Genomic DNA, 19,353 nt, shown 5'->3' with positions numbered 1-19,353 from the left:
GGTCGAAAACAGTGGCTCACTTTAACCGATGCAACGCGGGCCGACACAAACGTAAACATTCGGTAAAGGTCATTGAAACGTTTTGTCACTGTCTCCATTACAGGAGAGCACCGCGCCCAGAGTGGGTGCGGGCACGTTATTACCGGCAATCTACGAGGTCGCCATGAACAGCGAAGAGCAAACCCTGATCGATGGACTGTTTTCCCGGCTGCAACAGGCCGAAACGGAGGCAGCCCCGCGCGACGCCCAGGCCGAGGCGCGGATCAAGGAACACCTGACGCGCCAACCGGCGGCGGGCTATTTCATGACCCAGGCGATTCTGGTGCAAGAGGCCGCGCTGAAAAGCCTCGATGAGCAGAACAAGCAACTGACCCAGCAAGTCCAGCGCCTGCAGGCCGAGCTGCAATCGGCCAAGGCCCAGAGTGGCGCACCGGCAGCGAGCGGTAGCGGTGGCTTCCTGTCGAGCATTTTTGGTGGCGGCAGTTCGCGTCCGGCGCCGAGCCAGAGCGCAGCGCCGTCGTCCTCCGGCGGCTGGCGTGAACCGGCACAGCAGCAGAGCTACCAGGCACCGGCGCCACAACAGAGCTTCGGCGCCGCGCCGCCCAACTATGCGCAGCAGGCAGCCCCGGCGGCGGGCAACAGCTTCCTCGGCGGCGCGCTGAAAACCGCCGCTGGCGTGGCCGGCGGTGTGATGCTGGCGCAGGGCATCAGCAGCCTGTTCCACCATAATCAGCAACCGGAAGAAATCGTCGAGGTCATCAAGGAAGAACCGGCGCAGGTCGCCGACCAGAGCAACAACGGCTGGGGCGATGATCAGCGCGTGGCGGACAACGGCTTCTCGGGCAATGACCAGGGCGGTTTCAGCGACGCCGATTACAGCAGCGACAATTCGTCGTTCTTCGATGACGACGACTCCTTTGTCTGACATAGCCTCTGAAGGCTGACATGCACCCTGTGGCGAGGGGATTCATCCCCGCTGGGCTGCGCAGCAGCCCCCGCTTTTCCTGGTTAAAGCGAGGACTGCTGCGCAGCCCAGCGGGGCGGTGCGACGTTTCGCTAAATCCCCTCGCCACAACACCGTTTGTCAGGGACATCTCGGCGCCAGCCGGTGATTATTCGCTGAATCTTTCTCTTGGCTGGCATACTGATCGCCTTTTTCAGGCCTGATCGCCTGACCCCGCTTCGTGCGCTTGCGCGCCCACAGGAACTCCGGTGAAAAAAATCGCAGTGTTCGCCGATGTGCAGAACCTCTACTACACCGTGCGTCAGGCCTATGGTTGCCACTTCAACTACGCCGCATTGTGGGCGGACATCAGCAAGAACGGGCAGATCGTCGAGGCCTATGCCTACGCCATCGACCGTGGCGACAGCAAGCAGCAGCAGTTTCAGCAGATCCTGCGCAACCTCGGCTTCACCGTGAAGCTCAAGCCCTACATCCAGCGCAGCGACGGCTCGGCCAAGGGTGACTGGGATGTCGGCATTACCCTGGACATCATGGATGCCGCCGACCACGTCGACGAAGTGGTGCTGGCTTCCGGTGACGGCGATTTCGACATGCTGCTCGAGCGCATCATCAACAAGCACGGTGTGCAAGCGGTGGCCTACGGCGTCCCTGGCCTGACCGCCAACTCGCTGATCCGCGCCGCCAGCCGCTACGTGCCGATCGAAGGCGCGCTGCTGTTAAAGAATTAAGCTCAAGAACTTATCTGTACGGAGTTGAACCCGGTTTGGAACGCATCGCAGTCATCGACTTTGAAACCACCGGCCTGTCGCCGAACAGCAGCTGCCGCGCCACGGAAATCGCCGTGGTCATGCTGGAAAACGGCCGCATCGTCGAGCGTTACCAGAGCCTGATGAACGCCGGCGTGCGCGTCCCCGCGTTCATCGAGCAACTGACCGGCATCAGCAACGCCATGCTGCGCACCGCGCCGCCGGCCGAGCGGGTGATGGAAGAGGTCAACGAATTCGTCGGCTGCACGCCGTTGCTGGCGCACAACGCCTCGTTCGACCAGAAGTTCTGGGATTTCGAACTGGGGCGGATCAAACGCACACGCCTGCAGAATTTCGCCTGTTCACTGCTGCTGGCGCGGCGCCTGATGCCGGCGGCGCCGAATCACAAGCTCGGTACGCTCACCACGTTCGCGCAGTTGCCGCATACCGGCCAGGCTCACCGGGCCATGGCCGATGCCGAGATGGCCGCCAATCTGATGGCGCATTTGGCGGAAGAGTTGCGGGGCAAGCACGGGGTGCGCGAGTTGAATCACGACCTGCTGTGCAAGTTGCAGAAAGTCCCTGCGGCGAAAGTCGGCGAGCATCTGCAGCGTTATCGCTGATCCCTAGCCCACTGCAGAGTGTTGTACACACCACCTTAACCATTATGGGATAAGACGATGTGTACTTTGGAACATCAAATGTCCTCTAGGAGCTGCCGAAGGCTGCGGGTTCGGCTTTAAGCCAGACTGTAGAATTGCTGGCTATTGATCTTGCTTACCGGCATGAAGCCTGTCGTTTTCTTGAAGTTCATAGCGTGTACAAAGTTCTTCATCGAGTCTGATGGATCGATGCTTTGCATGTTGAGCTTGGACAGTGTCTCGCGAGAAATAGCGACGCTGAGGATGGGCTGATCCTCTAAGTGGCCGGTCGCGGAGTTGAGGAGTAAGTCAACGGCCGTAACGATGACGAGGTGTTCGGGAAGAATATTTAGCAGTTCTTGACCCACACGCAGAACGCAGCTGGACACGTAGTCCTGTAACAGCTCATTAAATTTACTGATCGGCATTTTTTTCACCGACAGTTTTCCACTCTGTAGTAGCGACTTGATGTCTTGAGGGATCACTTTGGTCCCGTGTACCGAGAGTGTGCATTCGAGAATGCCGTTATCTGCGACCGAGAAATTAATTGACGTGCCCAAGTGGGAAATATCCGTGAACGGGTTCACGCGCAGAACTGCATCAATTTTCGATTGGCCATTGCCCGCGAGAATTCCTAGCGCGAGTTCGTGATCTATTTTCCAATCCTGATACTCGTTTTCCCACTCCGCTATTTCTTGAGCCAACTGCTGCGTGTCTTTGGCAACCGCTGCTTGAATAGCGTATTCCAGTTTTTTACGCTGTCTGGCCTCAAGTTTCAAAGTGCGCGTAATGAAGCCAGGTTTATAGCTGGCCTGTTTCGCCCTCGCTTGGTTTTCATGAGCATTTAGTGCGGCTGGTTTTATCGGTGGAGGTTGATTTGCGAACTCACTCCAGTCGATCCTTTCGCCGCAGTCTTTATGCACAGACAGCAACAAATCTATGTGATTTTCGTAGACCTCAACTTCGTAGGCGGCCTGCTCAAGGACCTCCATTTTTTCGAATTCTTTCTGACGCACCTCCAATTCCCTTTGTCGCCGTTTTGAGTTGCGCTCTGCTCTTCTCGCTGATGCCTGCATTGAGCGTAGGGTTCCCTTCCAAGTCATTTTTGAACTCCTTTCATGTCCATCGGTTTATTTGAGAACGGTCAATTCTCGGCATGTTCAGGACATTAGCTGCTGCGCTGGGTGGCGTCCATCGAACAAAAGTCTCCCGTAATCAGTTTGTTTAATTACGTGTATGGCTCGGCGAAGCATCCTACTGAAGTTTAGGGGGAATCCGTCTTGAGCCTAGATAACCCTGCCGTTAACCTCTGTGCGTCGCTGCAAATTCAGCGATCGGGACTGCAAGCCCGCCGATAGTTTGTTAGGAGACCACTGGCAAACCTATAATCGCGTCGCTTCAATTGGCGACTATCGATTTATGGTAGCTGTGTGCGGGAGACCTTCGGGTCTGCCGAGGTCTCCTACTCGGTCTTGCAGACCCGCGCACAGCTGCCACCCATCATCTGCAAGTGATGCGGGCAGCTCCGATGTTTTAAGGAGATTTGTCATGGTCAAGGTTGTCCCCACGCACTCAGAAAATTTCGATTCAGCATTCCCTCGTGAGCCGCTCATACAGCCCCAATTATTCATCCGTCATCACATTCAACTGCGGGCCACTCTGCAACATGCGGAGGCTTGGTTCTGTGCCCGAGACATCGGTCGTCTCATGGGGCTGGAAATCAATGCACGGCAAGTGCTCAAGCTGGATGAGGATCAGAGGCAGATGATGCATCTGTCTGGGCATGAAGGTGTTGACAAGGCTTTGATGCTGAGTGAGTCCGGCGTCTATTCGATGCTGATCTACCACTACTCCCCTGAGAACCGACACCTTCGCCAATGGCTTACGCATCAGGTCGTGCCCTTGCTTCGGCAGGACGCCAAGTCGGTTGCAGACCCGCATTTGCGTTTACTCGCGTGTGCCGGAGAAACGGTGAGGCTCCTGCATTGGCGCAATGAGCCTTGGATCCGTATGCGGGATATGCCGTATTTGCTGAGCGAGGAGGGCCGCAGTTACGGTTGAATATTCGGCTGGTCGCTATGGCGGTGTGTCAGTCAGCTTTGTATTGATTGATGCAACGCCTTCGCGAGCAGGCTCGCTCCCACATTAATCTTTTCGGTGTGCCTGATTATTTACCGTTGCCTTCGATGTGTCCCAACGGCACACGCTTTTCGACTGCGCTTGAAAGCACAATCGACGTCTTGCTGAACCCGAACTGCGCCACCCGATCGATCAACTCTTCCAGCTTCGGCATCGAGGCCACCGCCGCTTGCATGATCACGCACGGGTCGCCGGTGACCCGATGGCATTCGGTGATCTGCGGGATTTTGATCAGTTCATCGTAGGCCTTCTGGTTGCCGTGCTGGTTCAGGCGCAGTTCGATCACGCACTGGATCGGCAGGCCGATTTTCGCCATATCGATTTTTGCTTGATAACCGGTGATCACTCCGGCCGCTTCTAGTTTGGCCACGCGTTCGGCGACGGCGGGGGCTGAGAGGTTAATCTTGCGCGCCAGATCAGCGTAAGACGCGCGGCCGTTTTCCAGAAGTGCGCCGAGCAGCATGCGGTCGTATTTGTCCAAGGCGAACTCCTGAAATGGCCAGACTTTCGAAATCGCGGCTTAACTCGGCGATCTCCGTGTTTTCCAAAGTGTACCGGCGCTAAAAACAGGTTTTGTAACTTATTTTTGCTCGTGCGCCTTTCTAGAATAATCCATCCACCGAGCCTGACTGTCGAGCTGCCCATGCCTGCCTTGCGCCGTTTTTCCCTGCCGTTGATCGCTGCGTTTTTTGCGTTGTACGTGATTTGGGGATCGACCTATCTGGTGATTCGCATTGGCGTCGAATACTGGCCGCCGCTGTTGCTGGCCGGGGTGCGCTTCGTCATTGCCGGCAGCTTGATGTACGCCTGGCTGCGCTGGCGCGGTGCTCCTGCGCCGACCTGGGCGCAGTGGAAAGCGGCGGGGCTGGTCGGCATTCTGCTGCTCAGTTTTGGTAATGGCGCGGTCAGCGTGGCAGAGCACACCGGGGTAGCTTCAGGTGTTGCTGCGCTGGCGGTGGCGACGGTGCCACTGTTCACCTTGTTGTTCGGCTACTTCTGGGGCGCGCGCAATACGCGGCTGGAGTGGGCCGGTGTGGCGTTGGGGATTATTGGCATCGCCATGCTCAACATGGGTTCCAACCTGCAATCGAGCCCGCTCGGCGCGATGTTGCTGATCTTCGCGGCGGCGAGCTGGGCGTTCGGTTCGGTGTGGAGCAAATACCTGCCATTGCCGGCGGGGGCCATGGCCAGCGCGGTGGAAATGCTCGTCGGCGGCGTGGTCTTGCTGATCGGCAGTGCGCTGAGCGGCGAGCACCTGCAAGCCATGCCGCCGCTCGAGGGTTGGCTGGCGCTGGCCTATCTGATCTTCTTTGGCTCAATCATCGCCTTCAATTCCTACATGTATCTGCTCAAACACGTGCGCCCGGCGGCGGCGACCAGTTATGCCTACGTCAACCCGGCGGTGGCGGTGTTGCTCGGTGTGGTGTTTGTCGGCGAGACCATCGGCATCGAAGAAGCGCTGGCGATGCTGGTGATCATCAGCGCCGTGCTGCTGATCAGCCTGCCGCAGTGGCGTCGACCTGCACAGCCACCCGTGGAAGAGGCGAAAGCCGTTCCGACGGAAGCGCGTACGAATTAGGGTAAACTGCGCGGCATTGCATCCCCGCGTCATTTTTTCCTACGGTACTCCCATGACTTTCGCCTCCCTTGGCCTGATCGAACCCTTGCTGCGCTCCCTCGAGACGCTCGGCTACCAGACCCCGACGCCGGTGCAGGCGCAAGCCATTCCGGCGGTGCTGGCCGGTCGTGACCTGATGGCAGCCGCCCAGACCGGCACCGGTAAAACTGCCGGTTTCGCCTTGCCGCTGTTGCAGTTGCTGGCCATGGAAGGGCCGAAAGTCACCGCCAACTCGGCGCGTGCGCTGATTTTGGTGCCGACCCGCGAGCTGGCGGAGCAGGTCCATGAAGCCGTGCGCCAATACGCCGAGAACCTGCCGCTGCGCACATATGCGGTGTACGGCGGTGTCAGCATCAACCCGCAGATGATGAAGCTGCGCGGCGGCGTCGATGTGCTGGTCGCCACGCCCGGTCGCTTGATCGACCTGTTCCGCCAGAACGCGCTGAAACTCAATCAGCTGCAAACGCTGGTGCTGGATGAAGCCGACCGTATGCTCGACCTGGGCTTCTCGGAAGAACTGGCGAACATTTACCGCATGCTGCCGAAAAAGCGCCAGACCCTGCTGTTCTCCGCGACCTTCTCCGATGACATCCGCCTGCTTGCCGGGCAGATGCTCAACGATCCTTTGAGCGTCGAAGTCAGCCCGCGCAACGTCGCTGCCAACACGGTCAAGCAGTGGATCGTCACCGTAGACAAGAAGCGCAAGGCTGAACTGTTCGTGCACCTGATGCGCAAGAACAAGTGGAAGCAGGTGCTGGTGTTCGCCAAGACCCGCAACGGCGTCGATGCGCTGGTGGAAAAACTTCAGGGCCTCGGTGTGAATGCTGACGGCATCCATGGCGACAAACCCCAGGCTACGCGCCAGCGCGCGCTGGACCGGTTCAAGCTCAGCGAAGTGCAGATTCTGGTGGCGACCGACGTCGCCGCCCGTGGTCTGGACATCGAAGACCTGCCGCTGGTGGTCAACTTCGATCTGCCGATCGTCGCCGAGGATTACATTCACCGCATCGGCCGCACTGGCCGCGCAGGTGCCACCGGTGAGGCGATCTCGCTGGTGTGTGCCGATGAAGTGAACATGCTCTCGGCCATCGAAATGCTGACGCGGCAGAACCTGAAGCGCCAGAACGAGCCGGATTTCGAACCCGAGCACCGCGTGCCGGACACCGATGCCAGCGGTCAGGTGATCAAGAAACCGAAAAAACCGAAGAAGCCGAAAGCATCGGGCGGTGGCGGTGGAAAACGCAATCTGGGTAAGTGGGTCGACAGCGGCGAGACCTCGGCACCGGAGCCATCGATCAAGCCGGTGCGCAAAGTGCCGGTGTTCAATACCGGACCGCGTAAGCGCAAGCCTTGATTTGATGCGGCGTCTGCGATAACGCCTTCGCGAGCAGGCTCGCTCCCACATTGGGGATGCGTTTCCCTGTAGGAGCTGCGGAACGCTGCGATCTTTTGATGTTGATTTTTGAAGATCAAAAGATCGCAGCCTCGTTTCACTCGTCAGCTCCTACAGGGGTTTGTGCTTAAGCCATTGCACGATTCCCAGCCCAGCCGCCCGCCCACTGGCAAAACACCCGGTCAGCAAGTAGCCGCCCGTCGGCGCTTCCCAGTCGAGCATCTCGCCGGCGCAAAACACCCCCGGCAACGCCTTGAGCATCAAGCGCTCATCCATCGCCTCGAATCTCACGCCACCGGCACTGCTGATCGCTTCATCCAGCGGACGGGTTTTCACCAAGGTCAGCGGCAACGCTTTGATCGCTCGCGCCAGGAGCGCCGGATCGGCGAACGTTTCGGCGTCGGTCAGTTCGCGCAACAACGCTGCTTTAACCCCATCAATCCCCACCTGACTGTGCAGATGCTTGGCCATCGAGCGCGAGCCGCGTGGTTTGCTCAGCGCCGCCTGTAATTTATCCACAGGCCGGCCGGGCAGTAGGTCGATGTGGATAACCGCTGCGCCATAGCGATTGATTTCCTCACGAATCGGCGCCGACAGCGCATAGATCAGGCTGCCTTCAATGCCGGTCGCGGTGATCACGCATTCGCCCAAGCGCGGGATGTCGTCGTTCAAACCGATGGCAATGTTTTTCAGCGGCGCGCCGGCGAATTTGCTCACCATCAGCTCGCTCCAGGCCTGCACCTCGAAGCCGCAATTGCTTGGCTGCAACGGTGCCAGATCCACGCCGCGCTGCTCCAGCGGCAACATCCACGCGCCATCCGAGCCCAGGCGCGACCAACTGCCGCCGCCGAGGGCGAGCAGGGTGGCGTCGGGGTTTACGCTGATTTCGCCTTGCGGACTGGCGATGCGCAATGTGCCGCTTGCGTTCCAACCGAGCCAGCGATGGCGTGTGTGGATAACCACGCCACTGTCGCGCAGGCGTTTGAGCCAGGCGCGCAACAGTGGCGCGGCTTTCATGTCGGTGGGGAACACGCGGCCGGAGCTGCCGATGAAGGTTTCGATGCCCAGATCGTGAATCCACTGGCACAAGGCATCGGCATCGAATGCGCGCAGCAGCGGGGCGATCTGCGGTGCGCGTTCAGCGTAGCGGGAGAGGAACGCCGGGTACGCTTCGGAGTGGGTGATGTTCATGCCGCCGACCCCAGCCAGCAGGAACTTGCGCCCGACCGAGGGCATGCCGTCGTACACGTCGACGCGGATTCCGGCCTGGCTCAGCACTTCGGCTGCCATCAGGCCGGCGGGGCCACCGCCGATGATAGCGACGTGGGTGTTGGCGGGGGCGGAGTTCTGGGTCATGGGGGTGCGCTGCGGTATGGCGGGACAAGGCGCGCATTCTAACAGCGCTGAACCCCTGTAGGAGTGAGCCTGCTCGCGAACGCGGTCTGTCAGTCAATTAGATGTTGTAGGTGCTAAAGCTTTCGCGAGCAGGCTCGCTGCCACCGGGGCTGCGGTGTATTTCGAGGCTGGTTAAAAAACAAACAGTGCGCTGGGCGCCTTGCCCAGCATGGCCTGCAGTCCCTTTCACTCAGGTTATCCACAGCCAGTTCTACAGCGATTGTGGGTAACGCAGCACGTTTCAATGACAGCCGTGTGAATCCCACACTCGTTGCGCGCTGTGATGGAGGATGCCGTGGCGGCGGGCGAGGGCGTGGCGATCCTTGCTGTAGCCGCCGCCGATCACCCCGACCACCGGGATGTCGCGGCCCAGACAATGGCGCATCACCCGTTCATCGCGCTCGGCCACCCCGGCGTCGGTCAGTTGCAGATAACCGAGGGCATCGTCCTTGTGCACATCGACGCCAGCGTCGTAGAGCACCAGATCCGGTTGATACAGCGGCAGCAGGTAGTTGAGGGTGTCATCGACCACCTGCAGATAATCGGCATCGCCCATGCCTTTGGGCAGCGGAATGTCCCAGTCACTTTCGGCTTTGCGCGCAGGAAAATTCTTCTCGCAGTGCAGGGAAACGGTAATCGCCTCCGGCGTGTCGTGCAGAATCCGCGCAGTGCCGTCGCCCTGATGCACGTCGCAATCGAAGATCAGCACGCGATTGACCCGGCCGCTCTGCAACAGGTACTGGCTGATGATCGCCAGGTCATTGAAGATGCAGAAGCCGGCAGGGTAATCGTAGTGAGCGTGATGGGTGCCGCCGGCCAGATGACAGGCCAGACCATGCTCAAGGGCTTGCTCTGCCGCGAGGATCGAACCGCCCACTGCACGCACGGTGCGTCGCGCCAGCGCTTCGTTCCACGGCAGGCCGAGGCGCCGTTGGTCTTCGCGGGACAACTCGCCGCTCATGTAGCGTTCGATATAGCTGCGGTCATGGGCGAGGGCGAGGATGTCGTTGGGGCAGATCTGCGGGCGCAGCAGGTCGGCGTCGCGGGTCAGGCCGCTGTCGACCAGGTGATCGCGCAACAGACGAAACTTGTCCATGGGGAAGCGGTGCTCCGCAGGAAACTCGGGGCTGTAGTCTTCGTGGTAGATCAACGGCAAAGGCATGGCTTGTTTCGCGCAGAACCTGGGAAAGAATGAACGATCCTACCAGCGATGTAGACTCAACGGCATGGAAATGGAGGGGACGATGGAGCCGATACTGGAGCTGCAAAGCGCGCGCTTGTTGATGCGTCAATGGCAGGACGAGGATTTGCCGGCATTCGCCGCGATGTGCGCCGATCCGCAGGTGATGCGCTACTTTCCGGCGCCGTTGACCCGGCTCGAGAGTGCCGCATTGATCGGCCGTGTGCGCGGGCATTTTGCCGAGCACGGCTTTGGCCTGTGGGCGCTGGAGCGCAAGGACACGGGTGAATTCATCGGTTTCACCGGGTTGGGCGTGGTCGGCTTCGATGCGCCGTTTACCCCGGCGGTGGAGATCGGCTGGCGTCTGGCCAAGGAACACTGGGGCCTGGGTTACGCCAGCGAAGCGGCGTGGACGGCTCTGCGCGCGGGTTTCGACCAGTTGAAACTGGAGGAAATCGTCTCGTTTACCGCCGGGCAGAATGCGCAGTCGGAGAAGGTCATGCAGGCGATCGGCATGCATCACGATCCACAGGATGATTTCGATCACCCCAGGCTTGCGCTCGATCACCCGTTGCGCCGTCATGTTCTGTATCGCATCAGCCGCGAACAATGGCTGCAAACCTTGCATGAATAAGCCGACACGGACGTTTACAATGGCCGCCATCGTATTTGGCCCGTGCCAGAACCTGAACCGTCCGCCGCAGCCAAGACTGCGCGGCCATTGCTTTGTGTGAGGAGAGTCTGAATGAGCCAAGTGCTGGAAGATCTGGTCGATCTGCTGACCCTGGAACCGATCGAAGAAAACCTGTTCCGTGGCCGCAGCCAGGATCTGGGGTTCCGCCAGTTGTTCGGTGGTCAGGTGCTCGGCCAGTCGCTGTCGGCGGCCAGTCAGACGGTGGAAGAGGCGCGCCACGTGCACTCGCTGCACGGTTATTTCCTGCGCCCGGGCGATGCCAAGTTGCCGGTGGTCTATTCGGTTGATCGCGTGCGTGATGGCGGCAGCTTCAGCACTCGCCGCGTGACGGCGATCCAGAAGGGCCACCCGATCTTCACGTGCAGCGCTTCGTTTCAGTACGACGAAAAAGGCTTCGAGCATCAGGGCCAGATGCCCGTGGTGGTCGGCCCGGAAAACCTGCCCTCGGAGCTGGAACTGATCCAGCAGCGTGCGCACCTGATTCCCGAGCACATGCGTGAAAAACTGCTGTGTCCGAAACCGATCGAAGTACGCCCGGTCACCGAAAAGGATCCGTACAACCCGCAACCGGCCGATCCGCTGAAGTACGTGTGGTTCCGCGCCGACGGCGCCCTGGCCGACATCCCGGCGCTGCACAAATACCTGCTGGCGTATGCCTCGGACTTCGGCCTGCTGACCACGTCGATGCTGCCCCACGGCAAGTCGGTCTGGCAGAAAGACATGCAGGTCGCCAGCCTTGATCACGCGCTGTGGTTCCACAATGATCTGCGCGCCGATGACTGGTTGCTCTACGCGATGGACAGCCCGTGGGCCGGCAACTCCCGTGGTTTTTCCCGTGGCAGCGTATTCAACCGCGCCGGGCAACTGGTCGCTTCGGTGACTCAGGAAGGTCTGATCCGCCATCGCAAGGACTGGGCATGAGCCTGACCGAGGTTCGTCATTGGGTGTTCGATATGGACGGCACGCTGACCGTCGCCGTGCATGATTTCGCGGCGATTCGTGTGGCGCTGGCGATTCCGCCCGAGGATGACATCCTCACCCACCTCGCTGCATTGCCAGCGGATGAAGCGGCGGCCAAGCATGCCTGGTTGCTCGAGCATGAACGCGATCTGGCGTTGGGCTCGACCCCGGCCACCGGCGCGGTGGAGCTGGTGCGCGACCTGCATGCGCGCGGTTATCGCCTCGGCATTCTCACGCGCAATGCGCGGGAGCTGGCACATGTCACGCTGGAGGCGATCGGCCTGGCCGACTGCTTTGCGGTCGAGGATGTGCTGGGTCGCGACGAAGCACCGCCGAAGCCGCATCCCGGCGGTTTGCTGAAACTGGCCGAGGCCTGGCAAGTGCCGGCCAGTGACATGGTGATGGTCGGTGATTACCGCTTTGATCTGGATTGCGGCCGAGCAGCTGGGGCGCGGACGGTGTTGGTGAACCTGCCGGATAACCCGTGGCCGGAGTTGACGGATTGGCATGCAAGGGATTGTGTTGAGTTGCGGCGGATGCTGCAGGCCTGAGATCGTTGTTGTCTGATCGGACGCCTTCGCGAGCAGGCTCGCTCCCACAGGGGAATGCATTCCAACTGTGGCATTTATTCCAAATGTGGGAGCGAGCCTGCTCGCGAAGGGGCCGGTGGATCCAGCAAAAAACTCACTGATCAAACAAAGCCTTCTGCCCCTCCGCCGACGTCAGCATGCCATCCCCGTCATGCCCGACCCCGGGCACCTCCACCAGCCGCTGATTGACCCCCTCAGGATGGCGACGCAGCAAATAACCGAAATACAGCTTCCCGCGCATCAACCGGTAAGCCCCTTGCGCCTCGGCTGCGCAGCTCTTGTCCAGCGCCGGGTGTTCCGGGTCGACGTCCTGCTGCCCGAGCAGATAAATCACCTCGCGTTTGACGTAAGCGCTCTCGACCTGCAACGGCGTTTGCCCGCCGGCATACACCGGCATGTCCGCCAGGCCGTACTTCCAGCGATTGAAGCCCGGGCATTGTGCGTGGTCGAACGCCACTGGCCGCTGCTCGTTGAAGTACGCGTAAGAAGAGGGATTGGCAACCACATAGCGCAAGCGAATACCGTTGGCCTTGAGCGCCGGCTGATCCTTGGCCAGCAGGGCGTAACGCTGCACCACCTGACCACCGCCGGAGTGGCCGAAGATCACGATCTGCTTCACGTCCGGAAACTGTTTGCGGTCGCTGAGCCGCGCGACGATTTCGTCCAGCGCCGCGTAGGAACTCAGCGGATTCGGCCCGGTGGACAAGCCGCCGCCCATCCACTCGTTGCCCTGCCAGCGCAGCACCGTCGGCGGCAAGGAATACAGGGTGACGTCGCTTTCATTGAGAAACTGCGGGGCGATCACCAGCGTGTGCGCGGTCTGCCCGGCGAGTTCGGCGGCGCTTTCCGCGCTTTTGCGATAGGTCTCGGCGTTGCGCAGGCGACCGTGAATGACGATCAGCACCCGCTCGATCTTTTCCGGTGCCGGGCCGATGCCCACTGCCATTTCCCCGGCCTTGAGTTGCAGGCGACCGGGGCTGATCGCATCGACGCCGGCCGCTTGCGCGGTGCCGACGATGAACAATAACGCCACGAGCCATTTATGCATTTACAGGGTTTTCGCCGCGAAGGTGTCGCACTGGCTTACCTGGCCTTGCGCGAATCCGGTTTTGAACCAGCGCACCCTTTGCGCTGACGTACCGTGGGTGAACGAGTCCGGGACCACACGGCCCTGGCCCTGTTGCTGCAAGCGATCATCGCCGATGGCGTTGGCGGCGTTCAAGGCTTCTTCGATGTCGCCGGGCTCCAGCCAGTTCAGGCGTTTCTGCGCGTTATACGCCCAGACGCCGGCGAGACAGTCCGCCTGCAATTCCTGACGAACCAGCAAGCCGCCGTCGCCCTCCATTTGCCGGCCTTGCTGGCGCGCCGCCTGCATCTTCGCCGAGACGCCCAGCAGCGTCTGCACATGGTGGCCGACTTCGTGCGCGATCACGTAGGCCTGAGCGAAATCGCCGGCGGCTTTGAAGCGCTGCGACATTTCCTGGAAGAAGGCCATGTCCAGATAGACCTTCTGGTCGGCCGGGCAATAGAACGGGCCGGTGGCAGAAGTGGCCATGCCGCACGCGGAGTTCACCCGATTGCTGAACAGCACCAGTGTCGGGTCTTTGTATTGGCGTCCGGCCTGCTGGAAGATCGGACCCCAGGTATCTTCGGTGTCGCCGAGGATCGAACGGACGAATTCGGCCTGTTCATCATTGGCCGGTGGCGCCTGACGGGTTTGCGAGGAGGGCGCCGGTTGGTCCATCTGGCCGGTCAACTGGCCGAGGATCTGCATCGGGTCCTGGCCGGTGAGCCAGCCGATGCCGACAATCAGCACGATGGCCGTCAGGCTCAGGCCCTTGCCGCCACCGAAGCGCATGCCGCCGCCACCGCCTGCGTCATCACCCCGGGCGTCGACGACGTTGTCACTGCGTCGGCCTTTTTTCCATAGCATGTGGGAATCCTCTTTTATTGCCGGTGATGAATCTGCTGGTGATGAGTGTTGCCGCTGTGTGAGTGTGGCGCCAGTCCGGTCGTCCGTCCATGCACACGCGCCCACATGGTGCGGGCCTGGTATTGACGGTCGAGCGGGCCGTGAATTCAATCACGAGTGGAATTTCTTCCGTTGAATTCATGAACCCGCTGTTTCGACGGCAGTCTGTGATGTTGCACACTGGCCGGACGCCGAAGTGGCGGGAATCTTGCCTCAAGGTTTTGCCTGGCGGCGGTTTCCCGGCGAAGAAGAGTGCAACCTGTGCGGTTGCTGAAAGCTCGGCCGACTATGATTGCCACAACGATTGCCGCCAGCGCGAACGCTCGCCCGGGTATTTTTCAGAGATTGCCAATGACCGTCAGCACCCCGCTCTCCGGTGTCAACCAGCCCTTCAAGGGGATCTTGCTGATTGTCGTGGCGACGTTCCTGTTTTCCAGCCACGACGCCTTGTCGAAATACCTCTCCGGTTTTTATCCGATCGTGATGGTGGTGTGGGCGCGCTATGTGGTGCACACCTTGTTGATGGCGGGGATTTTCCTGCCGCAGTCCGGTTTGCGCGTGCTGCGCACCAAGAAACCGTTATGGCAGCTCGCCCGTGCCCTGTGTCTGCTCGGCACCAGCCTGTTTTTCACCACGGCGCTGCTGTACATCCCGCTGGCGGAAGCCACGGCGGTCAACTTTCTCGCACCGGTATTGGTCACCGCATTGTCGGTGCCGCTGCTCAAGGAACGGGTGACGCGCGGGCAGTGGATCGCGGTGATCTGCGGCTTCATCGGCGTGCTGATCATCGTCCACCCGGGCGGCGAACTGTTCACCCCGGCAATCCTGCTGCCGTTCTGCTCGGCGCTGTTCTTCTGCTTCTACCAGCTGCTGACGCGCAAACTTGCCGAAGTGGACAGCCCGACCACCAGCAACTTCTTCGCCGGGCTGTGCAATACCCTGGTGATGAGCGCGCTGGTGCCGTTCTTCTGGCAGGTGCCGACGTTGCCTCATGCCGCGCTGATGCTGGCGCTGGGCAGTTGCGGGATGACTGCGCACTTGTTTCTGACTCAGGCCTTCCGTCACGCCGCGCCGGCATTGCTGGCGCCGTTCGGCTATTGCCAGATCGTCTTTGCCGGGTTGTTGGGCTGGCTGCTGTTCAATCACACACCGAGCGGGTTGACGGTGATCGGTATTGCGGTGATCTGTTGCAGCGGATTGGCGGCAGCGTGGCAGCAGAGCCGGCGCTGAAGAGCGGAATCCCGGTACAACTTGTGGGAGCGAGCCTGCTCGCGAAAGCGGTGTGTCAGTCACCCTGTTCAGTGGCTGACTTGACGCCTTCGCGAGCAGGCTCGCTCCCACAATGGGATGTATGCAGGCAGGTTATTCGGTAATGGTCGGAATCTTGCGCGGTGCCATGAAGTACATCCACGTCAGTGCGAGGAAGTACATCGCCGGAATCAGCGTGAACAGCACCGTGTAGTTGTTGTTGGTAACGGTGAGGATGTGGCCGACGATCTGGGTCATGAACATCCCGCCGATCGCCGCGCACATGCCGCCGAAGCCGAACACCGTGCTCATCATGTGCTTGGGCGTGTAGTCCATCACCAGGCTCCAGATGTTCGCAGTCCAGGCCTGATGCGCGCCGATCGCCAGCGAGATCGCCGCCACCGCCACCCACAGATTCGCCGAGCCGGCGGCCATGACCACGCCGATGATGCAGCAGGCAAACAGCAACATCGACAGCAGCCGCGCCTTGATCGAGTTCATCCCGCGACCGATCAGGAACGAGGACAGAATCCCGCCGCCGACACTGCCGAAGTCAGCCGTGACGTAGATGATGATCAGCGGAATACCCATCTGCGTCACGTTGATGCCGAGGTTGTATTGCTGATTGAGAAACGGCGGCAGCCAGTACAGATAGAACCAGAACACCGGCGCGGTCAGCGAGTAGGCGAGGGCGAAGGCCCAAGTGCCGCGCATGCGCAGGATCTTGCTGAACGGCACGCGGGCCTGTTCCGGTTCGACTTGCTGCTGGATGTAATCGAGCTCCGACTGTTTCACCGTCGGATGGTCTTCCGGATTGAAATACTTCAAGCCCCAGAACAGCAGCCAGATGCCGCCGAGTGCCGCCATGCACAGGAACGCCGCTTGCCAGCCCCACACATGCAGGACCAGTGGCAGCAGCATCGGCGTGAACATCGCGCCGACGTTGGTGCCGGCGTTGAAGATGCCGGTAGCGACAGCGCGTTCACCGGCCGGGAACCACAGGCGCGTGGTTTTCACACAGGCCGGGTAGTTGGCCGCTTCCGTCAGGCCGAGGATGAAGCGGCAGACCATGAAGCCGACGGCGGAGGTCGCCAGGCCATGGGCACCGGTGGCCAGGCTCCAGAGCAGTACGGCGCAGAAGAACACGCGCTTGACGCCGACCCGGTCGATCAGGCGTCCCTGCAGGACAAACCCGATCGCGTAGCCGACCTGAAACCAGAAGTTGATGTTGGCGTAGTCCATCGCCGTCCAGCTCATTTCCTTGGCGAGGATCGGCTGCATGACGCCGAGGGCGGCGCGGTCGATGTAGTTGAGGGTGGTGGCAAAAAACACCAGCGCCAGCATGCCCCAGCGGGTCTTGCCGACGGCCATGGCGCCGCGGATCTTGTCGCCAATGCCACCCGTGGCAGTGCTCATGGCCGGAGCCATGCGGGAAGTCTGTGAAGGAATCATGTGTTCCACCCGTTTTTGGATTTGTTATTTGGTGTTCTTTTCTGTCGAACACCTTGCCCGGTGGTTAGTGGCCGGACTCGATGTGCAACCGATGTTGGGCAGTGAACAAAAAATCGTCAATTCGCCAAATCGCCTTAGTGTTCGATAATCGCACGCAAAACTAACCGGGTAGTACACTTTAAATTGCTGCGCGCAGGGATGCAGCCAATAATTTCCCTCACTATAAAAACCCATTCCCCGGTAGGAGCTGCCGAAGGCTGCGATCTTTTGATTTTGCTGTTTTGGTAATCAAGATCAAACGATCGCAGCCTTCGGCAGCTCCTACAGTAAAGATAAAGCGGCGCAGTCCGGGAGTTGAAACATGCAGCGTTCCATTGCCACCGTTTCCTTGAGCGGCACCCTGCCGGAAAAACTCGAAGCCATTGCCGCCGCCGGGTTCGACGGCGTGGAGATTTTCGAAAACGACCTCCTTTACTACGACGGCAGCCCCCGGGAAATTAAACAGATGTGCGCCGATCTGGGGATCGCCATCACCCTGTTTCAGCCGTTTCGTGACTTCGAAGGCTGCCGCCGCGATCGCCTGGCGCGCAACCTCGAGCGTGCCGAGCGCAAGTTCGATCTGATGCAGGAGCTCGGCACCGACCTGGTGCTGGTCTGCAGCAACGCCTCGCCGGACAGTGTCGGCGATCAGCAAATCCTCGTCGATGATTTGCGCCTGCTGGCTGAACGCGCCGGCGCCCGTGGCTTGCGCATCGGTTACGAAGCGCTGGCGTGGGGGCGTCACGTCAATACTTATCAACAGGTCTGGGACATCGTTCGTCAGGCTGATCACCCCAACCTCGGCGTGCTGCTCGACAGCTTTCACACCCTGTCGCTAAAGGGCGATCCCAGCGCGATCGCCGACATTCCCGGCGACAAGATCTTCTTCGTGCAAATGGCCGACGCACCGATCCTGGCCATGGATGTGCTGGAGTGGAGTCGGCATTTCCGCTGTTTCCCGGGGCAGGGCGAATTCGATCTGCCGGGTTTCCTCGCGCCGATCATAAAGAGTGGTTATACCGGGCCGCTGTCGCTGGAAATCTTCAACGACGGCTTTCGCGCCGCGCCGCCACGGGCCAACGCCGCCGACGGTTTGCGCTCGCTGCTGTATCTGGAAGAGAAGACCCGTCAGCGTCTCGAGCAGGAAGCGGCGCCGGTGGCCAACCGTGAGATTCTTTTCGAAACGCCGCCGGCCAGCGAATACAACGGCGTGGAATTTCTCGAATTTGCCGTCGACGAAGCGCTGGGCGCGAAGCTCAGTCACTGGCTGCAACGCCTCGGTTTCGCCAAGGCCGGGCAGCATCGCTCCAAGAGTGTCAGCCTGCTGCGTCAGGGCGATATCAACCTGATCCTCAACTCCGAGCCGTATTCCTTCGCCCACAGCTTTTTCGAAGCCCACGGCCCGTCGCTGTGCGCTACGGCGGTGCGGGTCAAGGACAGCGCCAGTGCGCTGGCCCGCGCGGTCGCTTACAAGGGGCAGCCCTATCGCGGGCTGGTCGGGCCGAATGAACTGGAGCTGGCGGCGGTGCGCGCACCGGACGGCAGCCTGATTTATCTGGTCGATGAGGACGCCGACGTGTACGGCACCGATTTCAATCTGTTGCCGGACGCGCAGACCGGCGGCGGCCTCAAGCGTATCGATCACATGGCCATGGCACTGCCGGCGGACAGCCTCGACAGTTGGGTGCTGTTTTACAAAAGCCTGCTGGATTTCGAAGCCGACGACGAAGTGGTCTTGCCCGATCCGTACGGTCTGGTGAAGAGCCGCGCACTGCGCAGCCGCGACAGTTCGATCCGGCTGCCGCTGAACATTTCCGAGAACCGCAACACCGCCATTTCTCATGCGCTGTCGAGTTATCGCGGCTCCGGTGTGCACCACATCGCCTTCGATTGTGACGACATCTTCGCCCAGGTCAGTCGCGCCAAGGAGGCCGGTGTGCCGCTGCTGGACATCCCGCTGAACTATTACGACGACCTCGCGGCGCGTTTCGATTTCGACGATGAGTTTCTCAGCGAACTGGCCTATTACAACGTGCTCTACGACCGTGACGCCCAGGGCGGCGAGTTGTTTCACGTCTACACCGAGCCGTTCGAGGGGCGTTTCTTCTTCGAGATCATCCAGCGCAAGAATGGCTATGCCGGCTACGGCGCGGCCAACGTTGCGGTGCGGCTGGCGGCGATGGCCAAATCCCGCAGCGGTGCGGTGCGTCAGGCGAAGTTGTAGGGAATTCGTAAACGCGGGATTAAACACCGGCTGCGCGGCTTCCTTCACTGTCCCGCGCGGCCCATAATCGCCAGCTTGTGCAGTGATGGCCGTGAGCC

Annotated in this window: 18 protein-coding genes; 11 read left to right on the top strand and 7 right to left on the bottom strand. The window is 60.5% G+C overall.

Features of this window, described 5'->3' with window-relative positions:
* The first annotated feature begins 163 nt into the window (after window positions 1-163).
* The 3 genes from AB4N85_RS17990 (at window position 164) to AB4N85_RS17980 (ending at window position 2,333) form a co-directional block, all read left to right on the top strand.
* The gene (locus AB4N85_RS17990) at window positions 164-925 is read left to right on the top strand and encodes a DUF2076 domain-containing protein (protein WP_252868331.1); all 762 of its coding nucleotides are present in this window, start codon (window positions 164-166) and stop codon (window positions 923-925) included.
* A gap of 287 nt (window positions 926-1,212) precedes the next feature.
* Window positions 1,213-1,692 (top strand): LabA-like NYN domain-containing protein, encoded by a 480-nt coding sequence (locus tag AB4N85_RS17985; RefSeq protein ID WP_016773064.1) that lies wholly within the window; start codon window positions 1,213-1,215, stop codon window positions 1,690-1,692.
* Between the two features lie 35 nt (window positions 1,693-1,727).
* Window positions 1,728-2,333 (top strand): 3'-5' exonuclease, encoded by a 606-nt coding sequence (locus AB4N85_RS17980; protein ID WP_095181881.1) that lies wholly within the window; start codon window positions 1,728-1,730, stop codon window positions 2,331-2,333.
* 116 nt (window positions 2,334-2,449) lie between these two features.
* Here the strand turns inward: AB4N85_RS17980 and AB4N85_RS17975 are convergent, their stop codons facing one another.
* Complete coding sequence (locus AB4N85_RS17975; RefSeq protein ID WP_252868330.1) at window positions 2,450-3,454, bottom strand: hypothetical protein; 1,005 nt, start codon at window positions 3,452-3,454, stop codon at window positions 2,450-2,452.
* Window positions 3,455-3,899: 445 nt separating this feature from the next.
* Here AB4N85_RS17975 and AB4N85_RS17970 point away from each other — a divergent pair, with 445 nt between their 5' ends.
* Entirely contained in the window at window positions 3,900-4,412 is a 513-nt protein-coding gene (locus AB4N85_RS17970; protein ID WP_252868329.1) for a BRO-N domain-containing protein, read from the top strand.
* A 106-nt stretch (window positions 4,413-4,518) separates the two neighbouring features.
* Here the strand turns inward: AB4N85_RS17970 and AB4N85_RS17965 are convergent, their stop codons facing one another.
* Window positions 4,519-4,971 carry an Lrp/AsnC family transcriptional regulator gene (locus tag AB4N85_RS17965; protein WP_056790591.1) on the bottom strand — a complete coding sequence of 151 codons (453 nt, stop codon included), beginning with the start codon at window positions 4,969-4,971 and terminating at the stop codon, window positions 4,519-4,521.
* 162 nt (window positions 4,972-5,133) lie between these two features.
* Between AB4N85_RS17965 and yedA the strand changes: the two genes are divergently transcribed.
* Window positions 5,134-6,069: a drug/metabolite exporter YedA gene (gene yedA, locus AB4N85_RS17960; RefSeq protein ID WP_110602775.1), complete on the top strand. Its 936-nt coding sequence runs from the start codon at window positions 5,134-5,136 to the stop codon at window positions 6,067-6,069.
* A gap of 52 nt (window positions 6,070-6,121) precedes the next feature.
* A complete protein-coding gene (locus AB4N85_RS17955) occupies window positions 6,122-7,462 on the top strand; it encodes a DEAD/DEAH box helicase (protein WP_024014423.1) in 1,341 nt (446 codons plus the stop codon).
* A 150-nt stretch (window positions 7,463-7,612) separates the two neighbouring features.
* On the opposite strand, the gene AB4N85_RS17950 is transcribed toward AB4N85_RS17955, so the two are convergent.
* Window positions 7,613-8,857: a TIGR03862 family flavoprotein gene (locus AB4N85_RS17950; RefSeq protein WP_252868328.1), complete on the bottom strand. Its 1,245-nt coding sequence runs from the start codon at window positions 8,855-8,857 to the stop codon at window positions 7,613-7,615.
* 280 nt (window positions 8,858-9,137) lie between these two features.
* The gene (locus AB4N85_RS17945; RefSeq protein ID WP_252868327.1) at window positions 9,138-10,058 is read right to left on the bottom strand and encodes a histone deacetylase family protein; all 921 of its coding nucleotides are present in this window, start codon (window positions 10,056-10,058) and stop codon (window positions 9,138-9,140) included.
* A gap of 82 nt (window positions 10,059-10,140) precedes the next feature.
* Here AB4N85_RS17945 and AB4N85_RS17940 point away from each other — a divergent pair, with 82 nt between their 5' ends.
* The 3 genes from AB4N85_RS17940 (at window position 10,141) to AB4N85_RS17930 (ending at window position 12,281) form a co-directional block, all read left to right on the top strand.
* On the top strand, window positions 10,141-10,710 hold the full coding sequence (locus AB4N85_RS17940) for a GNAT family N-acetyltransferase (RefSeq protein WP_110603105.1): 570 nt from the start codon (window positions 10,141-10,143) through the stop codon (window positions 10,708-10,710).
* A 111-nt stretch (window positions 10,711-10,821) separates the two neighbouring features.
* Window positions 10,822-11,691, top strand: coding sequence for an acyl-CoA thioesterase II (gene tesB / locus AB4N85_RS17935; RefSeq protein ID WP_095181876.1), 870 nt, complete (start codon window positions 10,822-10,824; stop codon window positions 11,689-11,691).
* Window positions 11,688-12,281 (top strand): HAD family hydrolase, encoded by a 594-nt coding sequence (locus AB4N85_RS17930; protein ID WP_212617188.1) that lies wholly within the window; start codon window positions 11,688-11,690, stop codon window positions 12,279-12,281. The genes tesB and AB4N85_RS17930 overlap by 4 nt, the downstream gene beginning before the upstream one ends.
* A 133-nt stretch (window positions 12,282-12,414) precedes the next feature.
* Here AB4N85_RS17930 and AB4N85_RS17925 read toward each other — a convergent pair whose 3' ends face one another.
* Both AB4N85_RS17925 and ypfJ read right to left on the bottom strand, forming a co-directional pair.
* Window positions 12,415-13,368 carry an alpha/beta fold hydrolase gene (locus tag AB4N85_RS17925; protein ID WP_122750937.1) on the bottom strand — a complete coding sequence of 318 codons (954 nt, stop codon included), beginning with the start codon at window positions 13,366-13,368 and terminating at the stop codon, window positions 12,415-12,417.
* Window positions 13,369-14,253 (bottom strand): KPN_02809 family neutral zinc metallopeptidase, encoded by an 885-nt coding sequence (gene ypfJ / locus AB4N85_RS17920; protein WP_041477755.1) that lies wholly within the window; start codon window positions 14,251-14,253, stop codon window positions 13,369-13,371. It lies immediately after the preceding gene.
* 390 nt (window positions 14,254-14,643) lie between these two features.
* On the opposite strand from ypfJ, the gene AB4N85_RS17915 reads away from it, so the two are divergent.
* Window positions 14,644-15,522, top strand: a complete 879-nt coding sequence (locus AB4N85_RS17915) for a DMT family transporter (protein ID WP_041477756.1) — start codon at window positions 14,644-14,646, stop codon at window positions 15,520-15,522.
* Between the two features lie 132 nt (window positions 15,523-15,654).
* Here AB4N85_RS17915 and AB4N85_RS17910 read toward each other — a convergent pair whose 3' ends face one another.
* Window positions 15,655-16,992 carry an MFS transporter gene (locus AB4N85_RS17910; RefSeq protein ID WP_056790566.1) on the bottom strand — a complete coding sequence of 446 codons (1,338 nt, stop codon included), beginning with the start codon at window positions 16,990-16,992 and terminating at the stop codon, window positions 15,655-15,657.
* Between the two features lie 361 nt (window positions 16,993-17,353).
* Between AB4N85_RS17910 and quiC the strand changes: the two genes are divergently transcribed.
* Window positions 17,354-19,255: a 3-dehydroshikimate dehydratase QuiC gene (gene quiC, locus AB4N85_RS17905; RefSeq protein WP_460065300.1), complete on the top strand. Its 1,902-nt coding sequence runs from the start codon at window positions 17,354-17,356 to the stop codon at window positions 19,253-19,255.
* Window positions 19,256-19,353 lie beyond the last annotated feature (98 nt).

The sequence above is a fragment of the Pseudomonas sp. H1_G08 genome (assembly GCF_054681355.1).
The sequence above is the reverse complement of the archived record's forward strand: the minus strand, read 5'-3'. Positions and strand labels throughout refer to the sequence as shown.